The 21,775-nt window shown below is 52.2% G+C and carries 18 protein-coding genes; 7 read left to right on the top strand and 11 right to left on the bottom strand.

What is annotated here, in order from left to right; all coding sequences use genetic code 11:
* Positions 1-44 precede the first annotated feature (44 nt).
* Positions 45-2,084 (bottom strand): ATP-dependent DNA helicase RecG, encoded by a 2,040-nt coding sequence (gene recG / locus QZQ46_RS05765; RefSeq protein ID WP_296827773.1) that lies wholly within the window; start codon positions 2,082-2,084, stop codon positions 45-47.
* A gap of 137 nt (positions 2,085-2,221) precedes the next feature.
* On the opposite strand from recG, the gene rpmB reads away from it, so the two are divergent.
* Positions 2,222-2,413, top strand: a complete 192-nt coding sequence (gene rpmB / locus QZQ46_RS05760; protein WP_044503206.1) for a 50S ribosomal protein L28 — start codon at positions 2,222-2,224, stop codon at positions 2,411-2,413.
* A gap of 156 nt (positions 2,414-2,569) precedes the next feature.
* Here rpmB and QZQ46_RS05755 read toward each other — a convergent pair whose 3' ends face one another.
* From QZQ46_RS05755 to ppsA, 3 genes are all read right to left on the bottom strand, one after another.
* Positions 2,570-3,397, bottom strand: a complete 828-nt coding sequence (locus tag QZQ46_RS05755) for a pyruvate, water dikinase regulatory protein (RefSeq protein WP_296827770.1) — start codon at positions 3,395-3,397, stop codon at positions 2,570-2,572.
* A 2-nt stretch (positions 3,398-3,399) separates the two neighbouring features.
* Positions 3,400-4,038 carry a helix-turn-helix transcriptional regulator gene (locus QZQ46_RS05750; protein ID WP_296827767.1) on the bottom strand — a complete coding sequence of 213 codons (639 nt, stop codon included), beginning with the start codon at positions 4,036-4,038 and terminating at the stop codon, positions 3,400-3,402.
* 189 nt (positions 4,039-4,227) lie between these two features.
* Complete coding sequence (ppsA, locus tag QZQ46_RS05745) at positions 4,228-6,630, bottom strand: phosphoenolpyruvate synthase (protein ID WP_296827843.1); 2,403 nt, start codon at positions 6,628-6,630, stop codon at positions 4,228-4,230.
* A gap of 327 nt (positions 6,631-6,957) precedes the next feature.
* On the opposite strand from ppsA, the gene QZQ46_RS05740 reads away from it, so the two are divergent.
* Positions 6,958-9,039, top strand: coding sequence for a transglycosylase domain-containing protein (locus QZQ46_RS05740; protein ID WP_296827763.1), 2,082 nt, complete (start codon positions 6,958-6,960; stop codon positions 9,037-9,039).
* A 58-nt stretch (positions 9,040-9,097) separates the two neighbouring features.
* Here QZQ46_RS05740 and QZQ46_RS05735 read toward each other — a convergent pair whose 3' ends face one another.
* From QZQ46_RS05735 to cytX, 3 genes are all read right to left on the bottom strand, one after another.
* Complete coding sequence (locus QZQ46_RS05735; protein WP_296827760.1) at positions 9,098-9,514, bottom strand: GNAT family N-acetyltransferase; 417 nt, start codon at positions 9,512-9,514, stop codon at positions 9,098-9,100.
* Positions 9,515-9,610: 96 nt separating this feature from the next.
* On the bottom strand, positions 9,611-9,814 hold the full coding sequence (locus tag QZQ46_RS05730; protein WP_296827758.1) for a hypothetical protein: 204 nt from the start codon (positions 9,812-9,814) through the stop codon (positions 9,611-9,613).
* A 135-nt stretch (positions 9,815-9,949) separates the two neighbouring features.
* On the bottom strand, positions 9,950-11,113 hold the full coding sequence (gene cytX, locus QZQ46_RS05725) for a putative hydroxymethylpyrimidine transporter CytX (protein WP_296827755.1): 1,164 nt from the start codon (positions 11,111-11,113) through the stop codon (positions 9,950-9,952).
* A gap of 239 nt (positions 11,114-11,352) precedes the next feature.
* Here cytX and QZQ46_RS05720 point away from each other — a divergent pair, with 239 nt between their 5' ends.
* From QZQ46_RS05720 to QZQ46_RS05710, 3 genes are read left to right on the top strand one after another with little or no spacing between them, the layout of a single operon-like run.
* Positions 11,353-12,489: an efflux RND transporter periplasmic adaptor subunit gene (locus QZQ46_RS05720; protein ID WP_296827752.1), complete on the top strand. Its 1,137-nt coding sequence runs from the start codon at positions 11,353-11,355 to the stop codon at positions 12,487-12,489.
* A 14-nt stretch (positions 12,490-12,503) separates the two neighbouring features.
* Complete coding sequence (locus tag QZQ46_RS05715) at positions 12,504-13,208, top strand: ABC transporter ATP-binding protein (protein WP_296827749.1); 705 nt, start codon at positions 12,504-12,506, stop codon at positions 13,206-13,208.
* A complete protein-coding gene (locus QZQ46_RS05710) occupies positions 13,198-14,415 on the top strand; it encodes an ABC transporter permease (protein ID WP_296827746.1) in 1,218 nt (405 codons plus the stop codon). Before QZQ46_RS05715 ends, QZQ46_RS05710 begins: the two co-directional genes overlap by 11 nt.
* A 64-nt stretch (positions 14,416-14,479) precedes the next feature.
* Here QZQ46_RS05710 and QZQ46_RS05705 read toward each other — a convergent pair whose 3' ends face one another.
* Positions 14,480-15,001, bottom strand: a complete 522-nt coding sequence (locus tag QZQ46_RS05705; protein WP_296827744.1) for a flavodoxin — start codon at positions 14,999-15,001, stop codon at positions 14,480-14,482.
* A 215-nt stretch (positions 15,002-15,216) separates the two neighbouring features.
* On the opposite strand from QZQ46_RS05705, the gene QZQ46_RS05700 reads away from it, so the two are divergent.
* Positions 15,217-16,458, top strand: coding sequence for an LL-diaminopimelate aminotransferase (locus tag QZQ46_RS05700; RefSeq protein WP_296827741.1), 1,242 nt, complete (start codon positions 15,217-15,219; stop codon positions 16,456-16,458).
* Between the two features lie 14 nt (positions 16,459-16,472).
* Positions 16,473-17,579, top strand: a complete 1,107-nt coding sequence (gene ychF / locus QZQ46_RS05695) for a redox-regulated ATPase YchF (RefSeq protein WP_296827738.1) — start codon at positions 16,473-16,475, stop codon at positions 17,577-17,579.
* Positions 17,580-17,652: 73 nt separating this feature from the next.
* Here the strand turns inward: ychF and QZQ46_RS05690 are convergent, their stop codons facing one another.
* The 3 genes from QZQ46_RS05690 to QZQ46_RS05680 all read right to left on the bottom strand — a co-directional run bounded on the left by QZQ46_RS05690 (position 17,653) and on the right by QZQ46_RS05680 (position 21,622).
* Positions 17,653-17,904: a helix-turn-helix domain-containing protein gene (locus QZQ46_RS05690; RefSeq protein WP_296827841.1), complete on the bottom strand. Its 252-nt coding sequence runs from the start codon at positions 17,902-17,904 to the stop codon at positions 17,653-17,655.
* A gap of 149 nt (positions 17,905-18,053) precedes the next feature.
* Positions 18,054-19,463: an FAD-binding oxidoreductase gene (locus QZQ46_RS05685; RefSeq protein ID WP_296827736.1), complete on the bottom strand. Its 1,410-nt coding sequence runs from the start codon at positions 19,461-19,463 to the stop codon at positions 18,054-18,056.
* 257 nt (positions 19,464-19,720) lie between these two features.
* The gene (locus QZQ46_RS05680; protein ID WP_296827733.1) at positions 19,721-21,622 is read right to left on the bottom strand and encodes an ABC-F family ATP-binding cassette domain-containing protein; all 1,902 of its coding nucleotides are present in this window, start codon (positions 21,620-21,622) and stop codon (positions 19,721-19,723) included.
* Between the last annotated feature and the right edge of the window lie 153 nt (positions 21,623-21,775).

The raw sequence follows: 21,775 nt of genomic DNA, 5'->3' as shown, positions 1-21,775 counted from the left end.
TGAAATCACCTGTTCTGTACATAATTTTAAAGTAATTTTTCTCATCAGTTGTTCAAGAGACCGGCAAAAGACTTGCCAAACCGCCGCTTCAGAGCTGCCTCGACGGCCTCGGTATTTCCCGACTCCTGCCACCACTGCCGTGCCGCATCGCGGGCCGCTTCCAGGATGGCCACGTCGTTTATGATATCGGCAGCCTTTAAGTCCGGAAGGCCGTGCTGGAGGTAGCCGAAGAGCTGGCCTGAACCGCGGAGGAGCAGGTCCTTTTCGGCCAGGGTAAAACCGTCGTGAATCGTCTCCATCCACTTAAGGCGCTTTTTCGTCTCTTCCGTGCCGCCCTTGGCCATGAGGATGCAGTAAGCCTGAAGGTCGCCGCGTCCTACGCGGCCGCGCAGCTGATGGAGCTGAGCCAGGCCGAAGCGCTCGGCACCGTCGATGAACATGATCGTCGCATTAGGGACGTTGACGCCGACTTCGATGACGCTCGTCGCCACCAACAGGTCGATGTCCCCCTGTTGAAAGGCTTCCATGACAGCTTCCTTCTCTTTACCGGCCATGCGGCCGTGGACCAGGCCGCAGGTGCGATTCTTGAAAAACTTATGGCGCAGCTCTTCATAGAGATCGGTCGCCGCCTGGAGATCGACGGACTCAGATGCTTCTACCAAAGGACAGACGACGTAGCATTGCTGACCTTCAGCCATGAGCTTGTCCATAAAGGTATAGACCCGGCGGCGCAAGGCTTCACCGACGGCATAAGTCTTAACCGTCTTGCGCCCCGGCGGCAGTTCACGGATAGACGACACGTCGAGATCGCCATAGAGCGACAGGGTAAGCGTCCGGGGAATGGGCGTCGCCGTCATGAATAAAGCATGGGGTTCCTGCCCTTTCCGGGCCAGAGCCGACCGCTGCCGGACGCCGAAGCGATGCTGTTCATCGGTGACGACCAATCCCGGACTGCGAAAGACGACATCTTCCTGAATCAAGGCATGGGTCCCGATGAGGATGTCAATCGTCCCCTCTTGAAGGTCTTCTAAGAGCTGCTGCCGTTCTTTAGCCGTCGTCCGGCCGGTCAAAAGGGCGATGGTGACGTCGAGGCCGTCAAAGAGTCGGAGAAATTCTTCATAGTGCTGAGCCGCCAAAATCCCCGTCGGTGCCATCAGCGCCCCCTGGTAGCCGTTTTCGACGATTTTTGCCAAGGCCAGGGCAGCGACGACGGTCTTCCCCGAGCCGACATCCCCTTGAACTAGGCGCTGCATGGCCGCTTCACTTTCCATGTCATTCTGAATATCTAAGAAGGCCTGTGTCTGCCCCTTGGTCAGCGTAAAAGGCAGGTGTTCATAAAAGGCGCGAAGCAGCTTCCCGTTAGGGCCGCACTTGATGCCCTGACGCCGGCCTTCACGGTGGCGGCGCAGCAGGAGGCCGAGCTGCATGTCGAAGAGCTCTTCAAAGGCCAGTTGGCGCCGCGCCTGTTCTTTAGCCTCCATAGACGACGGAAAATGGAGGTTTTCATAGGCCGCGAGCGACGGCAGCTGCGAAAATACCGAATGGCGGCCTGCTTCCCAGCCGGGAATGATTTCCGGATGAACCGCCGCCACATCGAGGGCACTCCGGACAGCCTTTCTCAGGTCCTGCTGGCGAAGTCCGTCTGTCAGTCCATAGACGGGGACGAAACCGGCCCCTTCCACCCGCCCCTCTTCCGTGTCGGGAGAATTCATCTGACGACGGCCGTAGGCCCATTCCAATTTCCCAAAGGCGGTCAAGGTCATGCCGACCTTGAACTGCCGTTTCTTAAACGCCTGGTTGAACCAGACCAATTCGACGGCGCCCGTCCCGTCACTGACGGCCACCTTCAAAAGGGACAGCCCGCGCCTCGGTCGCGCTTCTTGAACTGAGGCCACGGTGCCGCATAAAAGTACGGCCTCCCCGGTTCCGCACGGTGCCTGACCGATGGGCAGGCAGTGGCTTCGGTCCTCATAGTCGCGGGGAAAATACTGCAGGAGGTCCGTTACCGTCGTAAGGTGCAGCCGGGCAAAAAGCGCTTCCTTACGAGGTCCGATACCTTTTATATCGCGAATAGAAAATTCCATAAAAAAAACTCCTTGTCAAGAACTTTCATTTATTGTATCATATTTTGTAGGCTTTTTATAAATAAAACTTGCGTTGCCCTATGATTTATGATAAGATTTATACGTTGTACTGTTGATGGTGCAGGGAGGTGTAACTAATGGCAAACTTTTGCGAAGTATGTGGTAAAGGAACAATGAGCGGCATGAATGTCAGCCATTCCCACGTCAAAACGAAAAAAACCTGGAAACCGAATATCCAGCGAGTCCGCGCTATCGTCGACGGCGAAATCAAACGAGTTAACGTCTGCACTCGTTGCCTTCGTTCCGGCAAAGTCCAGCGCGATGTTTAATGACTATCAAAAAAGCGTTGCCTTAGGAGGCAGCGCTTTTTTTAGTATCTGAAAGCATACAGGGAACCGCCGCCCTTCCCTGCAGGACAATTGACAGCAGAGAAAACAAAAAGGATTGGGTCTCAGACCGAATCCTTTTTTATTTTGCCCCGAGGCTTATCCCTCATCGGGGTACAATTCTTTATTTCGTTTGACGATTTCCATGACTAAGTTTGCAGTTTCTTCGATGGCTTTCGACGACACATCGATAATCGGGCAGTGCAGGCGGCGCATGACGCCTCTGGCATATTCCAATTCTTCATTGATCCGTTCGATATTGGCGTAGCTGGCGTTGGCATCAAGGCCCATGCTGCGCAGCCGTTCCGAGCGGATGAAGTTCAACTTAAAAGGATCGATGATGAGGCCGACGATTTTACGGGCCGGGATCTGGAACAGTTCCGGCGGTAGGTTGACTTCCGGCACCAAAGGAAGGTTGGCCGCCTTGACTCGTTTATGAGCCAAATACATCGACAACGGCGTCTTTGACGTCCGCGACACACCGACGATGACGATGTCGGCCTTTAAAAAGCCCATAGGGTTCTTGCCGTCATCGTATTTTACAGCGAATTCAATGGCTTCGACGCGCTTAAAGTATTCTTCGTCGAGCTGGTGAATCATGCCGGCCTTCAAGGTCGGTTCCGTATCGGTCAAGGTACCGACACCGGAGAGCATAGGGCCGATGATGTCGACGACGGTGACATTGGTCGACGCTGTCAAATCCTTCAATTTACGGCGCAAAGTCGGTGAAATGATGGTATAGCAAATCATGGCCTGGTCGGCTTCCGCCTTGCGTACCAGTTCTTCGATCTGCTGCTCCGAACGGATATAGGGGACGCGGATAATATTAAATTCTTGCTTATCGTATTGGCTTGCCGCTGCCCGGGCGACGCGTTCTGCCGTCTCCCCCAAGGAGTCGGAGCAAGCATAAATAATCGGCTTTTTCAAGATTATCTCCTTCCTAACCCACATTCTACAAACAACCGGTTAATGTTTGTCTTTGAAATTCTTCCGATGACCTGCAGTTCCTTTTTATCATCTTCGTCACTGGTAATGACGTTGACGACGGGAAGACAGTCTATTTCATATTCGTTCAAACGCTGGGCGGCGACGATGGCCTTTTCATCAGGCTGTACATAAATCACCTTACTCACCGGCGTCATGACCATTCTTACCGGCAGGGTTCTAAGGTCATTGCTGCCCATAGCTGTCTTTAATAAATCCTTTCGCGATACGACGCCGGCCAGAATATTGTCGGTTCCGACGAACACCGTCCCCACATCTTCCGTGAACATGGCAATAATAGCATCATAGGCACTCGTATGCTCGCCGACAATGACCGGCTGAGACAGGCAGGACTCAATGGTAATATCGGTAATGGCCCGCGACAGCAGGTCCTTTTCCTTGTTGCCTGTAAAAAAATAGCCTAATTTCGGACGAGCGTCTATAAGCCCCAGCATCGTCAAAATAGCCAGGTCTGAACGCAGGGCTGCCCGCGTCACATGAAGGCGGTTGGCAATATGCTGACCCGTAATCGGACTGTTTTCCTTTACGATTTGTAAAATCTTCTCCTGACGTTCCGATAACATAGCGTCTTTTCACCTCCTATGCACCAATAGCACTCTCATTCGCTTACTATCATATCATATATAGCCCGGTTAGGCGATATAAAGTATACATTATTTATAATCATATCATACCGGATAGCCCTGCCAGAAAAAGGCGGTCCAATCATTTCGTTGGACCGCCTTTCTTCGGCTCACTTCGTCACGGGACGATTACCACGTATAATCTTCTGTGTCAACACGGCCTCTTCCGGTCAGCGAATCGAGGAGGATACGCTGTTCAACCTGGGCAATATTCTTGCGCGTCGAAATGACGGCGTCCGGGTTGACGGAAATGGAGTCGATGCCGCTCTTAACCAAGAATTCAGCAAAATCAGGATAGACACTCGGTGCCTGGCCGCAGATAGAAACGGTCTTGCCATCTTTGTGTGCTACTTCGATGAGATGGCGGATAGCCCGTTTTACAGCTAAATTCCGTTCGTCAAAGAGAGGTGCTACCGTATCGTTGTCGCGGTCGCAGCCCATGACCAACATCGTCAAATCGTTAGAGCCGATGGAGTAGCCGTCGACGAACTGGTTGAACTGGTCCGCCAAGATGATGTTCGACGGGATTTCAGCCATGAGCCATACTTTGAAGTCCGGCCCGCGATGGAGACCTTCCTGAGCCATGAGGTCGACGACTTTCTGCATTTCATCGACGCGGCGGCAGAAGGGAATCATGACGTTAAGGTTCTTGAAGCCGTATTCTTCACGGACTTTGCGGACAGCCTGCAGTTCGAGTTTAAAGGCTTCTACGTACTTGGGATCGTAATAGCGGGATGCACCGCGCCAGCCAAGGAGAGCGCTGCTTTCCTGGGGTTCGTATTTATCGCCGCCTTTAAGATTGCGGTATTCACTCGATTTAAAGTCGCTCAGGCGCAGGGTTACCGGACGCGGAGCCAGAGCCTGGCAAACTTTGCGGATGCCTTCCGACAATTGATCGACGACGTGATCCGGACGGCCCGTTTCGATGAGGTACAAGGGATGTTCGTGAATGAAGGTCGTCCAAATAAATTCTTCACGCATGAGGCCGATGCCGTCGCAGGGCAGGGCTCCGTATTTTTCAGCGAGATCAGGGTTGCCGAGGTTCATATAAATCTTGGTTCCCGTAACCGGTACCGATTCGGCAGCGACGACGGTCGCACCGGCGGCACCGCCGGCGGCATCTGCACTCTTCGGTTTGATCAAGTCGGCTACGACGCCTTCATAGACGATGCCGTTCGTCGCATCGACGGTGATTTCAGCTCCATCGGGAATAGTCGTCGTCGCTTCGACGCTGCGGCTCTTAGTCCCGACGATGCAGGGAATGCCCAATTCACGGCTGACAATGGAAGCATGGCAGGTCATACCGCCGGCATCAGTTACGATGGCTTTCGCCTTCTTCATAGCCGGCACCCAGTCGGGAGCCGTCATGGTCGTTACCAAGATTTCACCGTCTTTAAATTCAGCGATTTTCGACGGGTCGAGGATGACGTGAGCTTTACCGGCAGCGCTGCCCGGACTTGCCGGCAGGCCTTTTACGATGACATTGCGGTCCGTCGTCGCAGCAACCGGTTCAGCTGCAGCTTCGCTCTTTTCTTTATTCTTCTTGGACCAAACCGTTTCCGGACGAGCCTGAAGGAGCCATACTTTATTCGTCCGTTCGTCTACGCCCCATTCCATATCCATGTAGCAGCCGTAGTGTTTTTCGATTTTCTTGGCATAGACAGCCAGTTCACGGATCTGTTCGTCCGTAATGACCTGCTGTTTCTGCAGTTCAGGAGGAACCAACCGTTCTTCACAGTCTCCGCCGGGTTTACGAACCAGTTCAACGGGTTTCGTATTGACCATACGCGATACGATGGACAAATCATCTTTACGAATCTTGAAGTTATCCGGCGTGACCGTCCCTTGAACGACGTATTCGCCAAGGCCCCAGGCCCCTTCAATGGTAATCGTCGTGTCATCACCCGTGACTAAATCGACGGTGAACATGACGCCGGCCGATTTGGAAAAAACCATCATCTGGACAGCGGCGCTCAAAGCGACGGACAGGTGATCAAAGCCTTGTTTCGTCCGGTAATACGTAGCGCGGTCGGTAAAGGTCGAGGCATAGCATTCCTTAACTTTTTGGATGACCATGTCGGCCCCCTGGACGTTGAGATACGTATCCTGCTGGCCGGCAAAGCTGGCGTCGGGCAGGTCTTCCGCCGTAGCGCTGGAACGAACGGCGACGAAAGGCTGCGCTTCGCCGACTTTCTTACCTAATTCTTCATAGCTCTTACGGATTTCTTCCGCTAAATCAGCCGGCATCTGCGCATCACAGATAGCTTGACGGATTTTAGCCGTAACATCGCGGAGCTGAACGGCGTCTTCAACGTCAGTCAGTCCTTTCAATAATTCCGGAATCTTCACATCCATACCCGTTTCATGCATAAAATGGCGGTATCCGGCAGCCGTCGTCGCAAACCCATAAGGAACGGGAACGTCCGTCTGGGACGTCAATTCACCGAGAGACGACGATTTGCCGCCGACGAGAGCTACGTCAGCTCTGCGCAGTTCATCAAACCATAATACGTATGCCTTTTCTCTATCCATTGCCATCATCTTTACCTCCTGCTGCTGTACTTAATTGTATATGCTAAATTACCTGTTTTCTACGTTTATAGTACGCTAATAATCCTAAAATGTCAATGGTTATTTCAAAATATCGAGTTATTCGCCTTATAATAGTACACTATATATAAAATTTTTTCAGATTCAGTATAGCGTAAAACGTTTTAAAAACAGGGGTTCCTTTAAAGTTTCTCAACCTCTTTCATATATATAGGATAATAAAGCCGATTGTGGTATAATAAGAAGCTAGTAATATTTAATTTATATAATAACCTTAATATGATTACAAACGTCACGTAGGAGGAAAAAATGTATACACCCAGACGCAGAGCAAAAAAAGCCAAAGAGGCCGGTCCATTTCGCCGCATCCGCCTTTTTATCGCCTTATGCCTTGTCGTTTTTGCCGGCTTAGGGTTTGGCTATATTTTTGCTGCCTATCAGAGCTTACCGACCGTAAGCAATAGTATGCGGCCTGCTGTGTCGTCCCAGGTCTTTGATGCCCACGGACGGCTGATTACGACCCTTCATTCCGACCAAAACCGGCTGCCGATCGATATCAATAAAGTGCCGCAAAATCTGCAGAACGCCTTTATCGCAGCTGAAGACAACCGCTTTTATCAGCACATCGGCATCGATCCCATCGGCATCGTCCGCGCCCTGTTCACCAACCTGACCAACCGCGGCATCGCCCAAGGCGGTAGTACGATTACCCAGCAGCTCGCCAAAAACGCCTTCCTGTCTCAGGAACAGACGCTGAAGCGAAAAATTCAGGAAGCTATGCTGGCCTTAGAAATCGAACAGAAGTACAGTAAAAAAGAAATCCTTGAAATGTATATGAATCAGATTTACTTCGGCCAAGGCGCCTATGGGATTCAGACGGCCGCCAAGACCTACTTCAATAAGGACGTCAGTGAATTGACCCTGACCCAGTGTGCGATGCTGGCCGGTCTTCCCAAGAGCCCGAACTACTACTCGCCGTTCAACAACCTGAGCGAAGCCAAGCAGCGGACCAACGTCGTCCTCGACCAGATGGTCAAGTACGGCTACATCTCTTCGGCCGAAGCCGATCAAGCGAAGAATGATGACCTCGAACTTTCGAAGAACCATCAGACCCAGGAAAGTGACGAAAATGCGTCCTTCATCGACTATGTATCTCAGCAGGTCGCCCAAAAATACGGCGATGATGCCCTCTATAAAGAAGGCCTGAAGATCTACACGACCCTCGACGTCGACAAGCAGCACGCTGCCGTTCAGGCACTGCACAACCTGCCGGACAACTACACCGATGCCAATGGCCTGACCCAGCCTCAGGGCGCCATCGTCTCCATCGATCCCAAGACAGGATACATCCTGGCTATGGTCGGCGGCCGCGGCCAAGACAGCTTCAACCGCGCCAGCCAGGCAGTCCGCCAGCCCGGTTCGGCCTTCAAGCCGTTCGTCTATCTTACGGCTCTGCAGCATGACATGACGCCGGATACGACGATGGAAGATAAACCTGTCACCTACGGCAGCTGGAGCCCGAGAAATGCCAGCGGATCCTACCGCGGATCCATGCCGTTAAGCGTCGCTTTGGCAAACTCGGTCAATACCATTGCCGTTCAGCTTGCCGACCGCGTCGGCCCGAGCAACATCATTGCCAACGCCAAGAAGATGGGCATCACCACCCTCGACGACAAGGACGACAACCTGGCCATGGCCCTGGGCGGCCAGACCAAGGGCGTCACTCCCCTTGAAATGGCCAGTGCTTACGGAACCTTCGCCAACAAGGGCGTCCACGTCAAACCGACGGCCATCGTTAAAATCCTCGACCGCAACGGCAACGTCCTCGAAGACGAATCGACCCTTGAAAAAGAAGAAAACAAGACGCGCGTCATGTCCGAAAAAGAAGCCTATGAAATGACGATCATGCTCGAAGGCGTCATCGACTACGGCACCGGCACGGCCGCTGCTCTCGGCCGTCCGGCAGCTGGTAAGACCGGTACGACAGACGACAATAAAGATGCCTGGTTTGTCGGCTATACACCGGATATCGTCACCGCCGTCTGGATTGGCGACGATACGGGTTCCCAGAGTCTCGGTGAAGTCTACGGCGGCACCATTCCGGCAGAAATTTGGAGAGACTACATGTCCTCTGCTGCCAGCGATGAACATGACCGTGACTTTGCCGTTCCGGCAGGCATGGAACGAATCAAGGCCCGAGCCGCTCTCTCCAACAACAGCGCCCGTGTCGCTGAAGATTCCAAAAAGACGACAGATACAGCGGAAAAGAAAGATTCCGACGATAAAGAAAAAACTGATGAAAAAGCCGAGCCCCGAAGCGAAGAAGCATCGAGACAGCCGTCGGAGCAGGCACGAAGACAACAGGAAGACAGCAACAATAGAGAACAGTAACGCGAAAAAAGCAGCGGCACAGACATCTGTGTCACTGCTTTCTTTCATTTAAACAGGATTATTTTTTTCTCATATATACGAAGGAAAGGCCGCTGTCTTCGGCAACTTCCTTAACAGCCCTATAGCCCATTTTTTCGTAGAGCCTGATATTGATCCAACTCTTGGTACAGGTATATAATTCCTTCGTTTTGCCGACAGCCGCTTTATCTACTTCAGAAAGCAGCCGCTGGGCCAATCCCTGATGGCGATAATCAGGATGCATCATAAGGCGCCCTACTTCCACAAGGTCGTCGTTCTCCCGATAACGAATGACACCGATGATGGTACCGTCATCGGAAAGGAGCTTCAGCGTCGTCCAGTTGGCAAAATCCCGTCGGCAGTGATTCTCTGTTTCCTGCAGGGCCGGCACGTCGCGGATGCCGATCATAGCCGCTTCGCTCTCAAACGCCAGCAATTGCAGTATACACGATACCAAACATCTCTCCAACATCCGCCGCAAAGAGAGCAAAAAAACAGCCCCTTAACGGGGCTGTCTGAGGACCTTGTACCTTATGAACGTTATGGCAGGAATTTAGTCAATGCAGTACCGGGAAAAAATTCCCTTGAGGGTAAAGCTGTGTTTATCCTTTTCCTGATGAACGGCCTGTTTCTGTTCGCTCATAGAAGCGACGAGAGCCTGGCCGCGGCAGTAAATACCTTCACCATTAGCAGAGCCATCGAAAGGCAAGGGCATCATGGTGTTAATCATATCGTCGAACGTGTATCCTTTATTCATATGAAAGCCTCCTTTAGAAAGACTTCAATAACAATTATCATTTGTTGATTATAAGTCTACACGTTTCGCTCTCTTACGTCAACTGAATTGCCAGATTAATTCGGCAACCTAACTATTCGTTAAAGAGATTCATGGTCAGGCTTTGACGATTTTATGGATGATTGTGCTGAGGATCATGATAACGACGACGACGGGAACGGTAATACCGACCGGCGTATCGACGCTGAGTAAGTAACGGTACAAAATGACGCCGAGGACCCATAAAACAATATTGAGCCAGTTGACGCTTTCTGCCGTATGGTCTCTCTTTAAAATAAAGAAATCTGCCAAGAGGATGGCCGTCATCGGTGCAAAGACCGAACCGATGAGATAGAGGAAGTCCTGGAACTGATCGGGTGCTGCAAAAACAGCCAGGACGACGCCGAGGACGGTGGCCGCGAGAGCCATGACCTTGTCGGAGGATTTAGGCACTAAGCTCTGGAAGCTGACGCCTGCTGAAAAGGCATCGAGGAATGTCGTCGTAACCGTCGACAGCAAGACGACGAGGATACCGGCCAGACCCATGCCGGCCTGAAGCATGATCGCGGCAATATCGTCCTGCCCCGTAAAGAGGGCTGCGCCCATGCCGATGATAAACATCCACGAGCTGGCGATAAAGTAAGCACCGCAGCTGGCAGCGGTAGCTAAGGCCGGCTTTTTAGCCGTTCGCGTATAGTCCGAAATAATCGGCAGCCACGACAACGGCATGGCGACGGCCAGTTCGACGGCGCCGCCGAAGGTAAGTTCGCCGGCCGGAACGATTGGCGTACCGTTTTGGAAAACGACCATGCTGAGGATAATCGTCAAAATAAACAAAGCTGCCATGACGACGACATTGACCTTACTGAGGTTTTTGAGGCCCATAACGATCCACAAGGCGATGAAAGCACCGATGATGACGCTCCACCAAGACATGCCGATAGCAGCAATGGTATTGGCAGCCAAAGCCGCACTGCCTACCATGACGGCCGTCCAGCCGACGAGCTGGATAACGTTCAAGCCGGCAAAGAGCTTTGCCCCCTGCGTACCAAAGGAGATCCGCACCGTTTCCATAGCGCTGCCTCCCGTACGGCCGCCGATGAGGCCGGCCAGGTACATGATGATGCCGCCAATGATATGACCGAGAATAATGGCTTCTAAGGCCCGGACAAAGCCTAAGGGGGCCAGGAGCATGCCGGTCAGGATTTCTGCGATGGAAATCCCTGCGCCAAACCACAATAGGCCGTTGGAAAAGGCCGAAGTTTTTCGTTCATTTACCATATAGTATCAAACCTTTCTATCATAAATAATGTTATAAATAATAACCTATCTCAGTATACCATATTCTTTGGAAAAACCCTATGGAGAAGCGAAGATTTATCACAGTTTTAACTCACTTTACAATAACTCTAGGCTTTTTCTTTATCCTTCGACCTTGACCATGCTATACTGGTACTGATTATAGACTAAAAATTATTATTGGCAGCAAATTTCAAGTATTATACGTTTGGAGTGATATCATGAGAATAGACAAGCGCCTGAAAATCGCCATTGCCGCTGTCATCATCGCCGCCCTTGCCATTGGCGGATACACCTACTACCAAAGTCAGCAGCAGGCAAAACAAGCCTCTGCCGTTGAAACGGCAGAAGTCGTCCGCAAGGATTTGAAGTCGACTGTATCGGCCACAGGGACCATTAGCCCTGTCGACTCCGTCGAAGTATCGCCGAAAATCACGGCCCGTATCAGCCAGGTCCTGGTCAAAGAAAATGATACGGTCACGGCCGGCCAGACCGTCGCCATCTTAGACGGCAAGGATTACGAAGCGCAGCGCGACCAGGCTCAGTATAAAGTCACTAATACCAAGGTGGAATATGAACGAGCTGAAAAGCTGTATGAGCTCGGTGCCGGGACCAAGCAGGATCTCGACACGGCAAAATTCAATTACGACACGGCCCTCAGCACTTTGTCGGAAGCTGAATCGGACGTAGCTGAAACGGTCATCACCGCTCCGATGGACGGCGTCGTCGTCGGCGAACCGAAGACGGTCGGCACCATGGCCGTTCAGGGCAACAGCAACCCGACGGTCATCATGCGCATTGCCGATACGTCGAGCAAGCAGATTTTAGCCCAAGTCGACGAAACGGATATCGGAAAAGTCCAAGTCGGCCAGGAAGCGACCTTTACCGTCGACGCCTATACGGACCGCACCTTTACAGCCCGAGTCTCGAAGATTTCTAAGACCGATACCAGCAACACCTGGGATACGAACAGTTCTTCGTCTTCCTCGTCGAGTTCCTCCAGCTCTTCGGCCAGCGTCATCTACTATTACGTCACCCTTGATGTCAGTGACCCTGATGACGTCTTAAAACTGGGCATGACGGCCCGCGTCGACATTACGACGTCAGAAAAACAAGACGCCCTGGTCGTCCCCATCGCCGCCTTGAAGACTAATGATTCCGGCTCTTACGTCCTTCGCGTCAAGGATGACGGAACGACCGAACAGGTTCCGGTCAAGACCGGCATCTACAGCAGCGACTACGTCGAAATCCTGTCGGGTCTCACCGAAGGCGACAAGGTTTCCATTACCTATACGGCCAGCAAGTCTTCTTCGTCTTCCTCGAAGAGCAGCAGTCGCCAAGGGCCGCCGCCCATGTAAGGGAGGTCTTGGCTATGAATCCCATCATTGAACTCCAAGGTATTGAAAAGATATACCACATCGGCGGTGAAGATTTCGCCGCCTTAGCCGGCATTACCCTCAACATTGAAGAAGGGGAATTCGCCGCCCTTATGGGGCCATCCGGCTCGGGGAAATCGACGCTGATGAACATCCTCGGCTGTCTCGACAGGCCGACGGCCGGATCGTACCAACTGGGCGGAAAGGAAGTCGCCCATCTCAATGACGATGAACTCGCCGTCGTCCGCAACCAGCACATCGGCTTCGTCTTCCAGAACTTCAACCTCCTGTCGCGGATTACGGCCCTCGACAACGTCGCCCTACCCCTGGTCTACGCCGGCGTCGGCCGCAAAGAGCGGACCGAACGGGCCATGGAAAAGCTGAAATCTGTCGGCCTTGAAACGTGGGCCCACCACAAGCCGAACGAGCTCTCCGGCGGCCAGCGTCAGCGCGTTGCCATCGCTCGAGCCTTGGTCAACAACCCGCACATCATCATGGCCGACGAACCGACGGGCAACCTCGATACGAAGTCGACGAAGGACATCATGCGCCTCTTTGAGGAGCTCCACGAAGACCACAAGACGATTATCTTAGTCACACACGAACCGGAAATCGCCGCCTGTGCGACCCGTCAGCTCCTCTTGTCAGACGGCAAAATTACCAAAGATGCCGGAAAGGGGGTCGTCATGGATGTTATTTAGTGAAAGCGTCCAAATCGCCATTACGGCGCTCTTATCAAACAAGCTGCGCTCCATTCTGACCATGCTGGGCATCATCATCGGTGTCGGCGCCGTCATTGCCATGATTTCCATCGGCATGGGGGTCCGTCAAAACGTCACCAACTCTATTGCCAGCCTGGGCAGCAACATGCTCATCGTCATGCCGGGCTCGGCCAACAGCGGCGGCGTCCGCTCAGCAGCTGGCTCCAACAAGAAATTGAAGTACGACGACGCCTTGGCCATCAAGAAGCAGATCAAGAATATCGATTATGTATCGCCGACGGTCAACAGCTCGTATCAGGTCGTCAACGGCAACCAGAACTGGAACACGTCGGTCTACGGCGTCACGCCGGAATACCTTCACATCCGTTCCCTCACCGTCCAGACAGGATCCTTCATCACCCAGTCCGATCTGAACTCCCGCAACCGCGTCGCCGTCATCGGTACGACGGTTGCCACCAACCTCTTTGATGAAACCAATCCTGTCGGCAAGACGATTCGCATCAACAACCAGCCGTACAAAGTCATCGGCGTCCTCGAAAGCAAAGGCCAGTCTTCCGTCGGCCAGGACCAGGACGACATGGTCATCGTACCTTTGACGACGGCTCAGGAACGACTGCTGGGTATTACCTACATCAAGTCCATCAACATCCAGGTCTCCAGTGCCGATAAAATCGAGCAGGTCCAATCGGAAGTCGAAGCCCTCCTGCGCCAGCGTCACCACATCACGAACGGCAAGGAAGACGACTTCAACGTCCGCAACCTGACCAGCCTCATGGAAACGATGACCCAGACGACGACCATGCTGACGCTGTTCTTAGGCAGCATCGCCGCTATCTCCCTTGTCGTCGGCGGTATCGGCATCATGAACATCATGATGGTCTCCGTTACCGAACGGACTCGTGAAATCGGTATCCGCAAGGCCTTGGGAGCTACCTTCCAAAACATCATGATGCAGTTTCTCATCGAATCTGTCGTCATCGGCGTCATCGGCGGCCTCTTAGGCGTTGCCTGCGGCGTCGGCATCGCCTTGGCCATTGCCGAGTCGGGCCTCTTCGAGACGGTCATTACGGCAGCACCGATCATCATATCCTTCAGCTTCTCCGTCGGTATCGGCCTATTCTTCGGCATCTATCCGGCGCGAAAAGCAGCCAAACTCGATCCGATCGAAGCCCTGCGCTACGAATAAAAAAGAAGCACTGTTCCCGAGGGACAGTGCTTTTTCGATGCAAAAAATATTTTAGATACCCGATTTATCCCTTCAGCCAACGGCGAATATCGTCTTCGGCATCTTGAACGGTCGACCCCAAAATAGTCAGCGGCGTTCCAAGTTCCGCCTTCGGGCAGAGGGCATGGATATCTTCCAAGCTGCGGCCGACGCCGCTCCCTTCGTGAGTGCAGAAGGGATAAATTGTCTTTTCAGAAAAGTCGTGATTTTCTAAGAAGGTCCACATGGCCATGGGAATGGTACCGCACCAATTGGGATAGCCGAGAAACACGATGTCGTAGGCACTGATATCATCGAGATCCCTGGCCAGGGCCGGACGAATCCGATCCTTCCATTCCTTTTGGGCAATGGTGACCGTTTCCCGATAGTCATGAGGATAGACAGCTGCCGCACGGATATGAAACAGGTCCCCGCCGGTCATGCGGCCGATCATCTTAGCCGCCTGTTCCGTATTGCCGACCTTCAGGTTGACGATTTTGCCGCTGACGTAATTCATGCCGGCATGTGAAAAATAGGCGATGAGACATTTTTTCCCTTGATAATCCATAGCTGCTTCCTCCTCATTCGGGCCTTCCCTGAAAATAGTTGCTGTAATTTCATTATACGGCAAATAACGAAACGATTCAATCACCGTCACGAATGGCAGTCATTTTATTTTCTCATGCCTGCCGCCGCGCCCTCACCTTTCCAAGGTCCATATAATGTAGTAAAATAAAGAAGCTAATAGATTTTTACTATCAACGAACAGAAGGAGGTCCATTTATGGCTCACGTAAATGAAAACTACTTAAAACTCCCCGGCAACTACCTCTTTGCGACGATTGCAAAGAAAGTTGAAGCTTACTCCAAAGCACATCCGGAAGCAAATATCATCCGTCTCGGCATCGGCGACGTAACCCGTCCCCTGGCATCGGCCATCATCGAAGCGATGCATAAAGCCGTCGACGAAATGGGCAAGGCCGAAACCTTCCGCGGCTACGGCCCGGAACAGGGTTATGACTTCCTCCGCCAGGCCATCATCGACGGCGATTATAAAACGCGAGGCATCGACCTCGACCTCGACGAAGTCTTCGTCGGTGACGGCGCCAAAACGGACGTCGCCTGCATCCAGGAAATCTTCGGCAGCGACCTCAAATTCGCCGTAGCCGATCCGGTCTACCCGGTCTATCTCGACTCCAACGTCATGTGCGGCCACACGGGTGAATGGAATGCCGAAAAAGGCATCTATGACGGCGTCGTCTACCTTCCCTGCACGCCGAAAAACGGCTTCAAAGCCGTACCGCCGACGGAAAAAGTCGACATCGTCTACCTCTGCAACCCGTCCAACCCGACGGGCACGGCTATGAGCAAAGAAGAACTGGCCAACTGGGTAGCCGCAGCCAAGAAGAATAAATTCATCATCATCTATGACTCGGCTTATGAAACGTACATCACCGAACCGGACGTTCCCCACAGCATCTTTGAAGTCGAAGGGGCTAAAGAAGTCGCTATCGAACTGCGTTCCTACTCCAAATGCGCCGGCTTCACGGGCACCCGCTGCTCCTATGTCGTCGTCCCCCATGCCTGCACGGCTTATAAAAAAGACGGCACGGCTGTCGACCTCAACCCCTTGTGGAACCGCCGCCAGTGCACCTTCTTCAACGGCACGCCGTACATCGTCCAGCGCGCTGCCGAAGCTTATTACAGCCCGGAAGGCCAAAAACAGTGCTTGGCTGACGTCCAGTATTACATGGAAAACGCCCACATCATCCGCGACGGCCTGACCAAAGCAGGCTTCACCGTCTACGGCGCCACCAACTCGCCTTACGCCTGGGTACAGACGCCGAACGGCATGAAGAGCTGGGACTTCTTCGACCTCCTTCTCGAAAAAGCTCACGTCGTAACGACGCCGGGTTCTGGCTTTGGCCCCCACGGTGAAGGCTATCTCCGCCTGACGGCCTTCGGTACCAAAGAAAATACGATTGAAGCCGTAAACCGCATCGCTAACTTAAATTTATTCAAATAAAGGTGGTTTAACCATTGAGTACTAACCTAGAAGTAGGCATCGTCGGCTTGCCGAATGTCGGTAAGAGCACCCTCTTTAATGCTATTACCAAAGCCGGCGCAGAAGCAGCAAACTACCCCTTCTGCACGATCGAACCGAATGTCGGCATCGTAGAAGTACCGGATCCGCGCATCCAGGTCCTGACCGACATGTACAACCCGAAAAAAACGATTCCCGCCGTCATGCGCTTCGTCGACATCGCAGGCCTCGTCGCCGGCGCGTCGAAGGGCGAAGGCCTGGGCAACAAATTCCTCAGCCATATCAGGGAAACAGACGCCATCGCCGAAGTCGTCCGCTGCTTTGAAGATTCGAACATCACCCACGTCGACGGCTCCATCGATCCGATCCGCGACATCGAAACGATCAACACCGAACTCTGCCTGGCTGACCTGGAAACGACGCAGAAACGGGCTGACCGCATCGCCAAAGTCGCCCAGTGCGGCGATAAAGAAGCCAAGGCCGAATACGACGTCCTGAAAAAGGTACTGACCTGCCTTGAAAACGGTGAACCGGCCCGTAAAGCCGGCCTCACCAAAGACGATCTTCCCCAGGTCAAGGATCTCAACCTCCTTACCTTAAAACCCATCATCTACATTGCCAATGTCGCCGAAGACGAAGCCGGCAATCCTGACGCCAACCCCAACGTCAAGCGCGTCGAAGAATACGCCGCTCAAGAAGGGGCTCAAGTCGTCGCCGTCTCGGCTAAGATTGAAGCCGAAATCGCCGAACTTCCCGCCGACGAAGCCGCCGTATTCTTAGAAGAACTGGGGCTTCCCGAATCGGGTCTCGACAAGCTCATTAAGGCCAGCTATGCCCTCCTGGGCCTGATTAACTTCTTCACGGCCGGTGCCGACGAAGTCCGGGCCTGGACCATCGTCAACGGCACGAAAGCCCAGAAGGCTGCCGGCAAAATCCACACCGACATCGAACGGGGCTTCATCCGCGCTGAAATCGTTTCTTACGACGACCTCATCGCCTGCGGCAGCGAACAAGGTGCCAAAGAAAAAGGCCTCGTACGCCTGGAAGGAAAGGATTACATCATGAAAGACGGCGATGTAACCTATTTCCGTTTCAACGTCTAAGACAATAAAAAATAGAAAACACGAAAAAAGCTCATCCCGTGACAGCAGATTACTGCCATGGGATGAGCCTTTTTCATAAGACTTGTACTTCTTCTTCGCTCTTCAGATTGGGTCGAGGCGTCCGTTCGTCCGTCAGACCGGCAATATAGTCTAGGGAAGTATGATACAGCCTAGCCAGCTGAATCAGTTTTTCTACGGGAATTTTCCGTTTTCCCAATTCGTACATGCCATATCCAACTTGGGAACATTTTAAGATTTTGGCTACATCAGCTTGAGAAAGTCTCGCCTCCAATCGGAGCGTCTTCAAACGGCTGTAGTATTTCATGTCATCACCTGTTTTCATCATTATCGTATTCCAGAAGTACATTAGTAATGTCCTTTATACTATTATAGTAAATATATAAAAAGACGGCAATGATTATCTGCATATAATCGTTGCCGTCTTTGCAATTTAGACAATCTTTTATGAAATACTTAACAAATTTGTACCAATTTACCGGGATTCATGATATTATTGGGATCTAAAGCCTTCTTGATGGCTTTGATGACATTTAGTTCTGCTTCCGGAGTACAGAGAGCAAACTCTTCGAGCTTCTTAAAACCGACGCCGTGTTCGCCGGACATCTTGCCGCCGAGGGCATAAACCCGCGGGAAGAGGTCGCGGTGGAAGGCCTTGATCTTTTCAAACCATTCTTCCGGCGACAAGCCTTTAGCGTTCAAAGGCAGCACGTGGATGTTTCCATCGCCGATATGAGCGACGGTGACGCAGTAGAGGTCGTACTTTTCACGAAGTTCCGGAATCTGCTTGGTGATGTCGGGAATCTTGTCGAGAGGAACGACGAAGTCTTCCGTCTGGAACATCTTGTCGACGTCGCGGGCCGCTTCGGCAAACTGCTTGCGCAGTTTCCAAATCCGCTTGTCGGCTTCAAATTCATCAATGGAGCCGTTTTCTTCGGCCAAATCGCAGAGCTGTTCCATCTTGCGGTCCGAATCGTCTTCGCTGAACGATTCTACCGTAACGATGACGTAGTCGCAGCCTTCGTCGACGTGAGGCATTTTCATGTCCAAGAACTTGCAGGTCATGCGCAATGCTTCATTGTCCATGAATTCGATACTCGTCGGATCGATGCCGGCTTTCAAAATCTTATTGGGCAGGGCAAAGGCTTCTTCATCGGTCTTGAATACGCAGACCATATTGAACGTGTAAGGCGGCATAGGACGAAGCTTGACCGTGACTTCGGTAATGATGCCGAGAACACCTTCAGAACCGGCAAAGAGCTGTTCCAGGCAAAGACCGGTAGAACATTTCTTCAAGCGGGCACCGGCATCGAGTATGTCCCCTGTCGGCGTAACGACCTTCAAGCTGTAAATCTGATTGCGCGTCGTCCCGTATTTGACGGCCTTATTACCGCCGGCATTGTTGGCTACGTTGCCGCCGATCATGCTGCTGTCGGCACTCGACGGGTCACCGGCATAGAGAAGACCGTGTTTTGCCGCTTCGCGCTGGAGATCACCGGTGATGACCCCGGTCTGGCAGACGGCGTACATGTTGTCGGCATCGAAGGTCAGGATCTGATTCATCCGTTCCAATTCGACGACGATACCGTGATAGACGGGGATAGCGCCGCAGGCAACGCCGGAACCGGCCGAACGCGGCGTAATAGGAACGAGGTATTTGTTGGCCAGTTTAACGACTTCAGCCACTTCTTCCGTCGAGCCCGGGAATACGACGACTTCCGGTTTGTGGAAGTAATGAGAATTCCCTTCTTCGTCGGTCTGGTATTTTTCTAAGTAATCTTTGTCAGTTTTGACGAATTTGTCCCCCAAGACATTCCGTAATTCGTCTAATAATTCTGGTGTAACCGGATTAAATGATGCTGCCATATATAAACGCTTCCCCTCTGTCAGTCTGGATTTAAGTATTCCAAAAAGCTATAGTAATTTCACTTCTTCATGGAAGTTGAACATAGTATACCATATCCAAAAGACTTGTAAAGCCACTTTTTCTTCATTTATTAGGATAAGAGGTATTTTACCTCTTATCCTAAAACGAAAAACCGTGATTTTTACATAAAGTTTTACGTTTTACGGCAGCATCGCTTTTACCGGTTATATTTATTTTTTATATCTTCTATGCTTGATTAAGATTCAGCCAGTTCTTCCCACTCTTCATAGGCAGCATCGAGCTTGGCCTGCGCTTCTTCATACTCTGTTGTCAGGCTCATCATGGCCTCAGCATCGGTCTGATTTTCCGGCATGTTCATCTTGACCTCATACATCTTGACCGTCGCTTCAAGTTCGGCAATCTTCAGCTCTAACTTTTGAAGCTTCGCTTCTTGACCGTATGCAGGCGCCTTTTGCACCTTTACAGCCTGAACCGGAACAGAGGGCTTCTTAGGCGCAGTACCTTTTTCCGGCATTTCTTGGGGATTGTTTTCGGCAGCTAACGTTTCTGCCTCCCGAAGTTTTTCCCGATAATAGCTGTAATTTCCGACGTATTCCGTCAACTGTTTGTTTTCAAGGACCAGAGTCCGCTGGGTAATCTTATCGAGGAAGTAACGGTCATGAGAGATGACGAGATAGGTCCCGCCAAAATCGAGGAGAGCCTGTTCAAGGACTTCCCGCGTCGGAATATCCAAGTGGTTCGTCGGTTCGTCGAGGATGAGGAAATTAGGCCCCTGCAGAAAGAGTTTAAGCAGGGCCAATCGAGCCTGTTCACCGCCGCTGAGGCTGTCGATGACTTTAAAGACGTCGTCGCCGCGGAAAAGGAAGTGGCCTAAAGCCGACCGGGCTTCGTCTTCGCCGTAACTGAAGGCATTCATGATCTCTTCAAGGACCGTCCAGGCCCCGTGAAGTTCCGTGTGTTCCTGGGCAAAGTAGCCGATATGAACCTTGCTGCCCAAGGTAATGTGACCGTCTGTCGGTTCTTTTTCCCCCATGATCATGCGAATGAGGGTCGTCTTGCCGGCCCCGTTGGGGCCGATGAGGGCAGCCGCTTCACCGCGCCGCAGGAGGAGCGACAAGTGGTCGAAGAGCTGCCTGTCGGCAAAACCACCGCTGACCTTATCAAGGGTCAGTACCTTTTGGCCGCACTCTTCGGCAGGCTTGAAGGTAAAGTGAAGACCTGCATCGTCGGGCTGCCATTCGATTCGTTCCAGCCGATCGAGCTGGGACTGGCGGCCCCGAGCCTGTTTGGCTTTGATGCCTGCCTTATACTTACGAATATATTCTTCCGTCTCGTGGATGTGTTCCTGCTGCTTTTTATAAGCCCTTTCGAGAGCCAATTGCTGCTGATCGTGCTGTTCGACGTAACGCGAATAATTGCCCTTGTACTTGGTCACCTTGCCGTGGGACAGTTCCAAGATTCCCGTCGCTACGCGGTCCAAAAAGTAGCGGTCATGCGAGACGATGAGGATGCCGCCGCCATACGACAAGAGGTAGCCTTCGAGCCATTCCAGCATATCCATGTCGAGATGGTTCGTCGGTTCGTCGAGGAAGAGATAGTCCGGCCGCCGCACTAAGGCCTTGGCTAAATTGATGCGCGTCTTCTGACCACCGGAAAAACTTTGGACCGGTCGATCCATATCGGCTTCAGAAAAGCCGAGACCGCGGACGATTTTACGGGACATCGATTCGTATTCGTAGCCGCCGAGCCATTCAAACCGTTCCTGAAGGCGGGCATAGCGGTTCATCAGCCCTTCGTCATCGGGACGGGACTGCATCTCCTTTTCAAGGTCCTTTAAGTCCTTTTCCATGCGCATGACATCCTGCCAGGCCTCGGTAATCGTCTGGCCCAGAGTAATATCGTCGTCATAGGTCACATCCTGCTGCAGATAGCCGATAGACTCCCCTTCCGACACGATAAAAGCTCCGTCATCGTACTCCTCTTCCCCGATAAGACACTTGAGGAGCGTCGACTTCCCGGCACCATTAGCCCCAATAAGGCCGATTCGTTCGCCGCGGCGGATTTCAAAACTGACATCATGGAATACGGAACGCACTCCAAAAGATTTGCCCAACTTCTGTACCTTAATACTGCCCATATATAGTAACCTTACCCTCCTGCAAGAAATAAAAATCCAGTCTCATCATAAGTAATAATTATATCATGAAAAGGCCGCTGCCTCAACGAAGGAAGTCCGAAGGACAGCCTCAGGACAGAGCTTATCCTGTCTGCACACGCATCTTCATGGGAA

The organism is uncultured Megasphaera sp. (genome assembly GCF_900539295.1).
Taxonomy (GTDB): domain Bacteria; phylum Bacillota; class Negativicutes; order Veillonellales; family Megasphaeraceae; genus Megasphaera.
The sequence above is the reverse complement of the archived record's forward strand: the minus strand, read 5'-3'. Positions and strand labels throughout refer to the sequence as shown.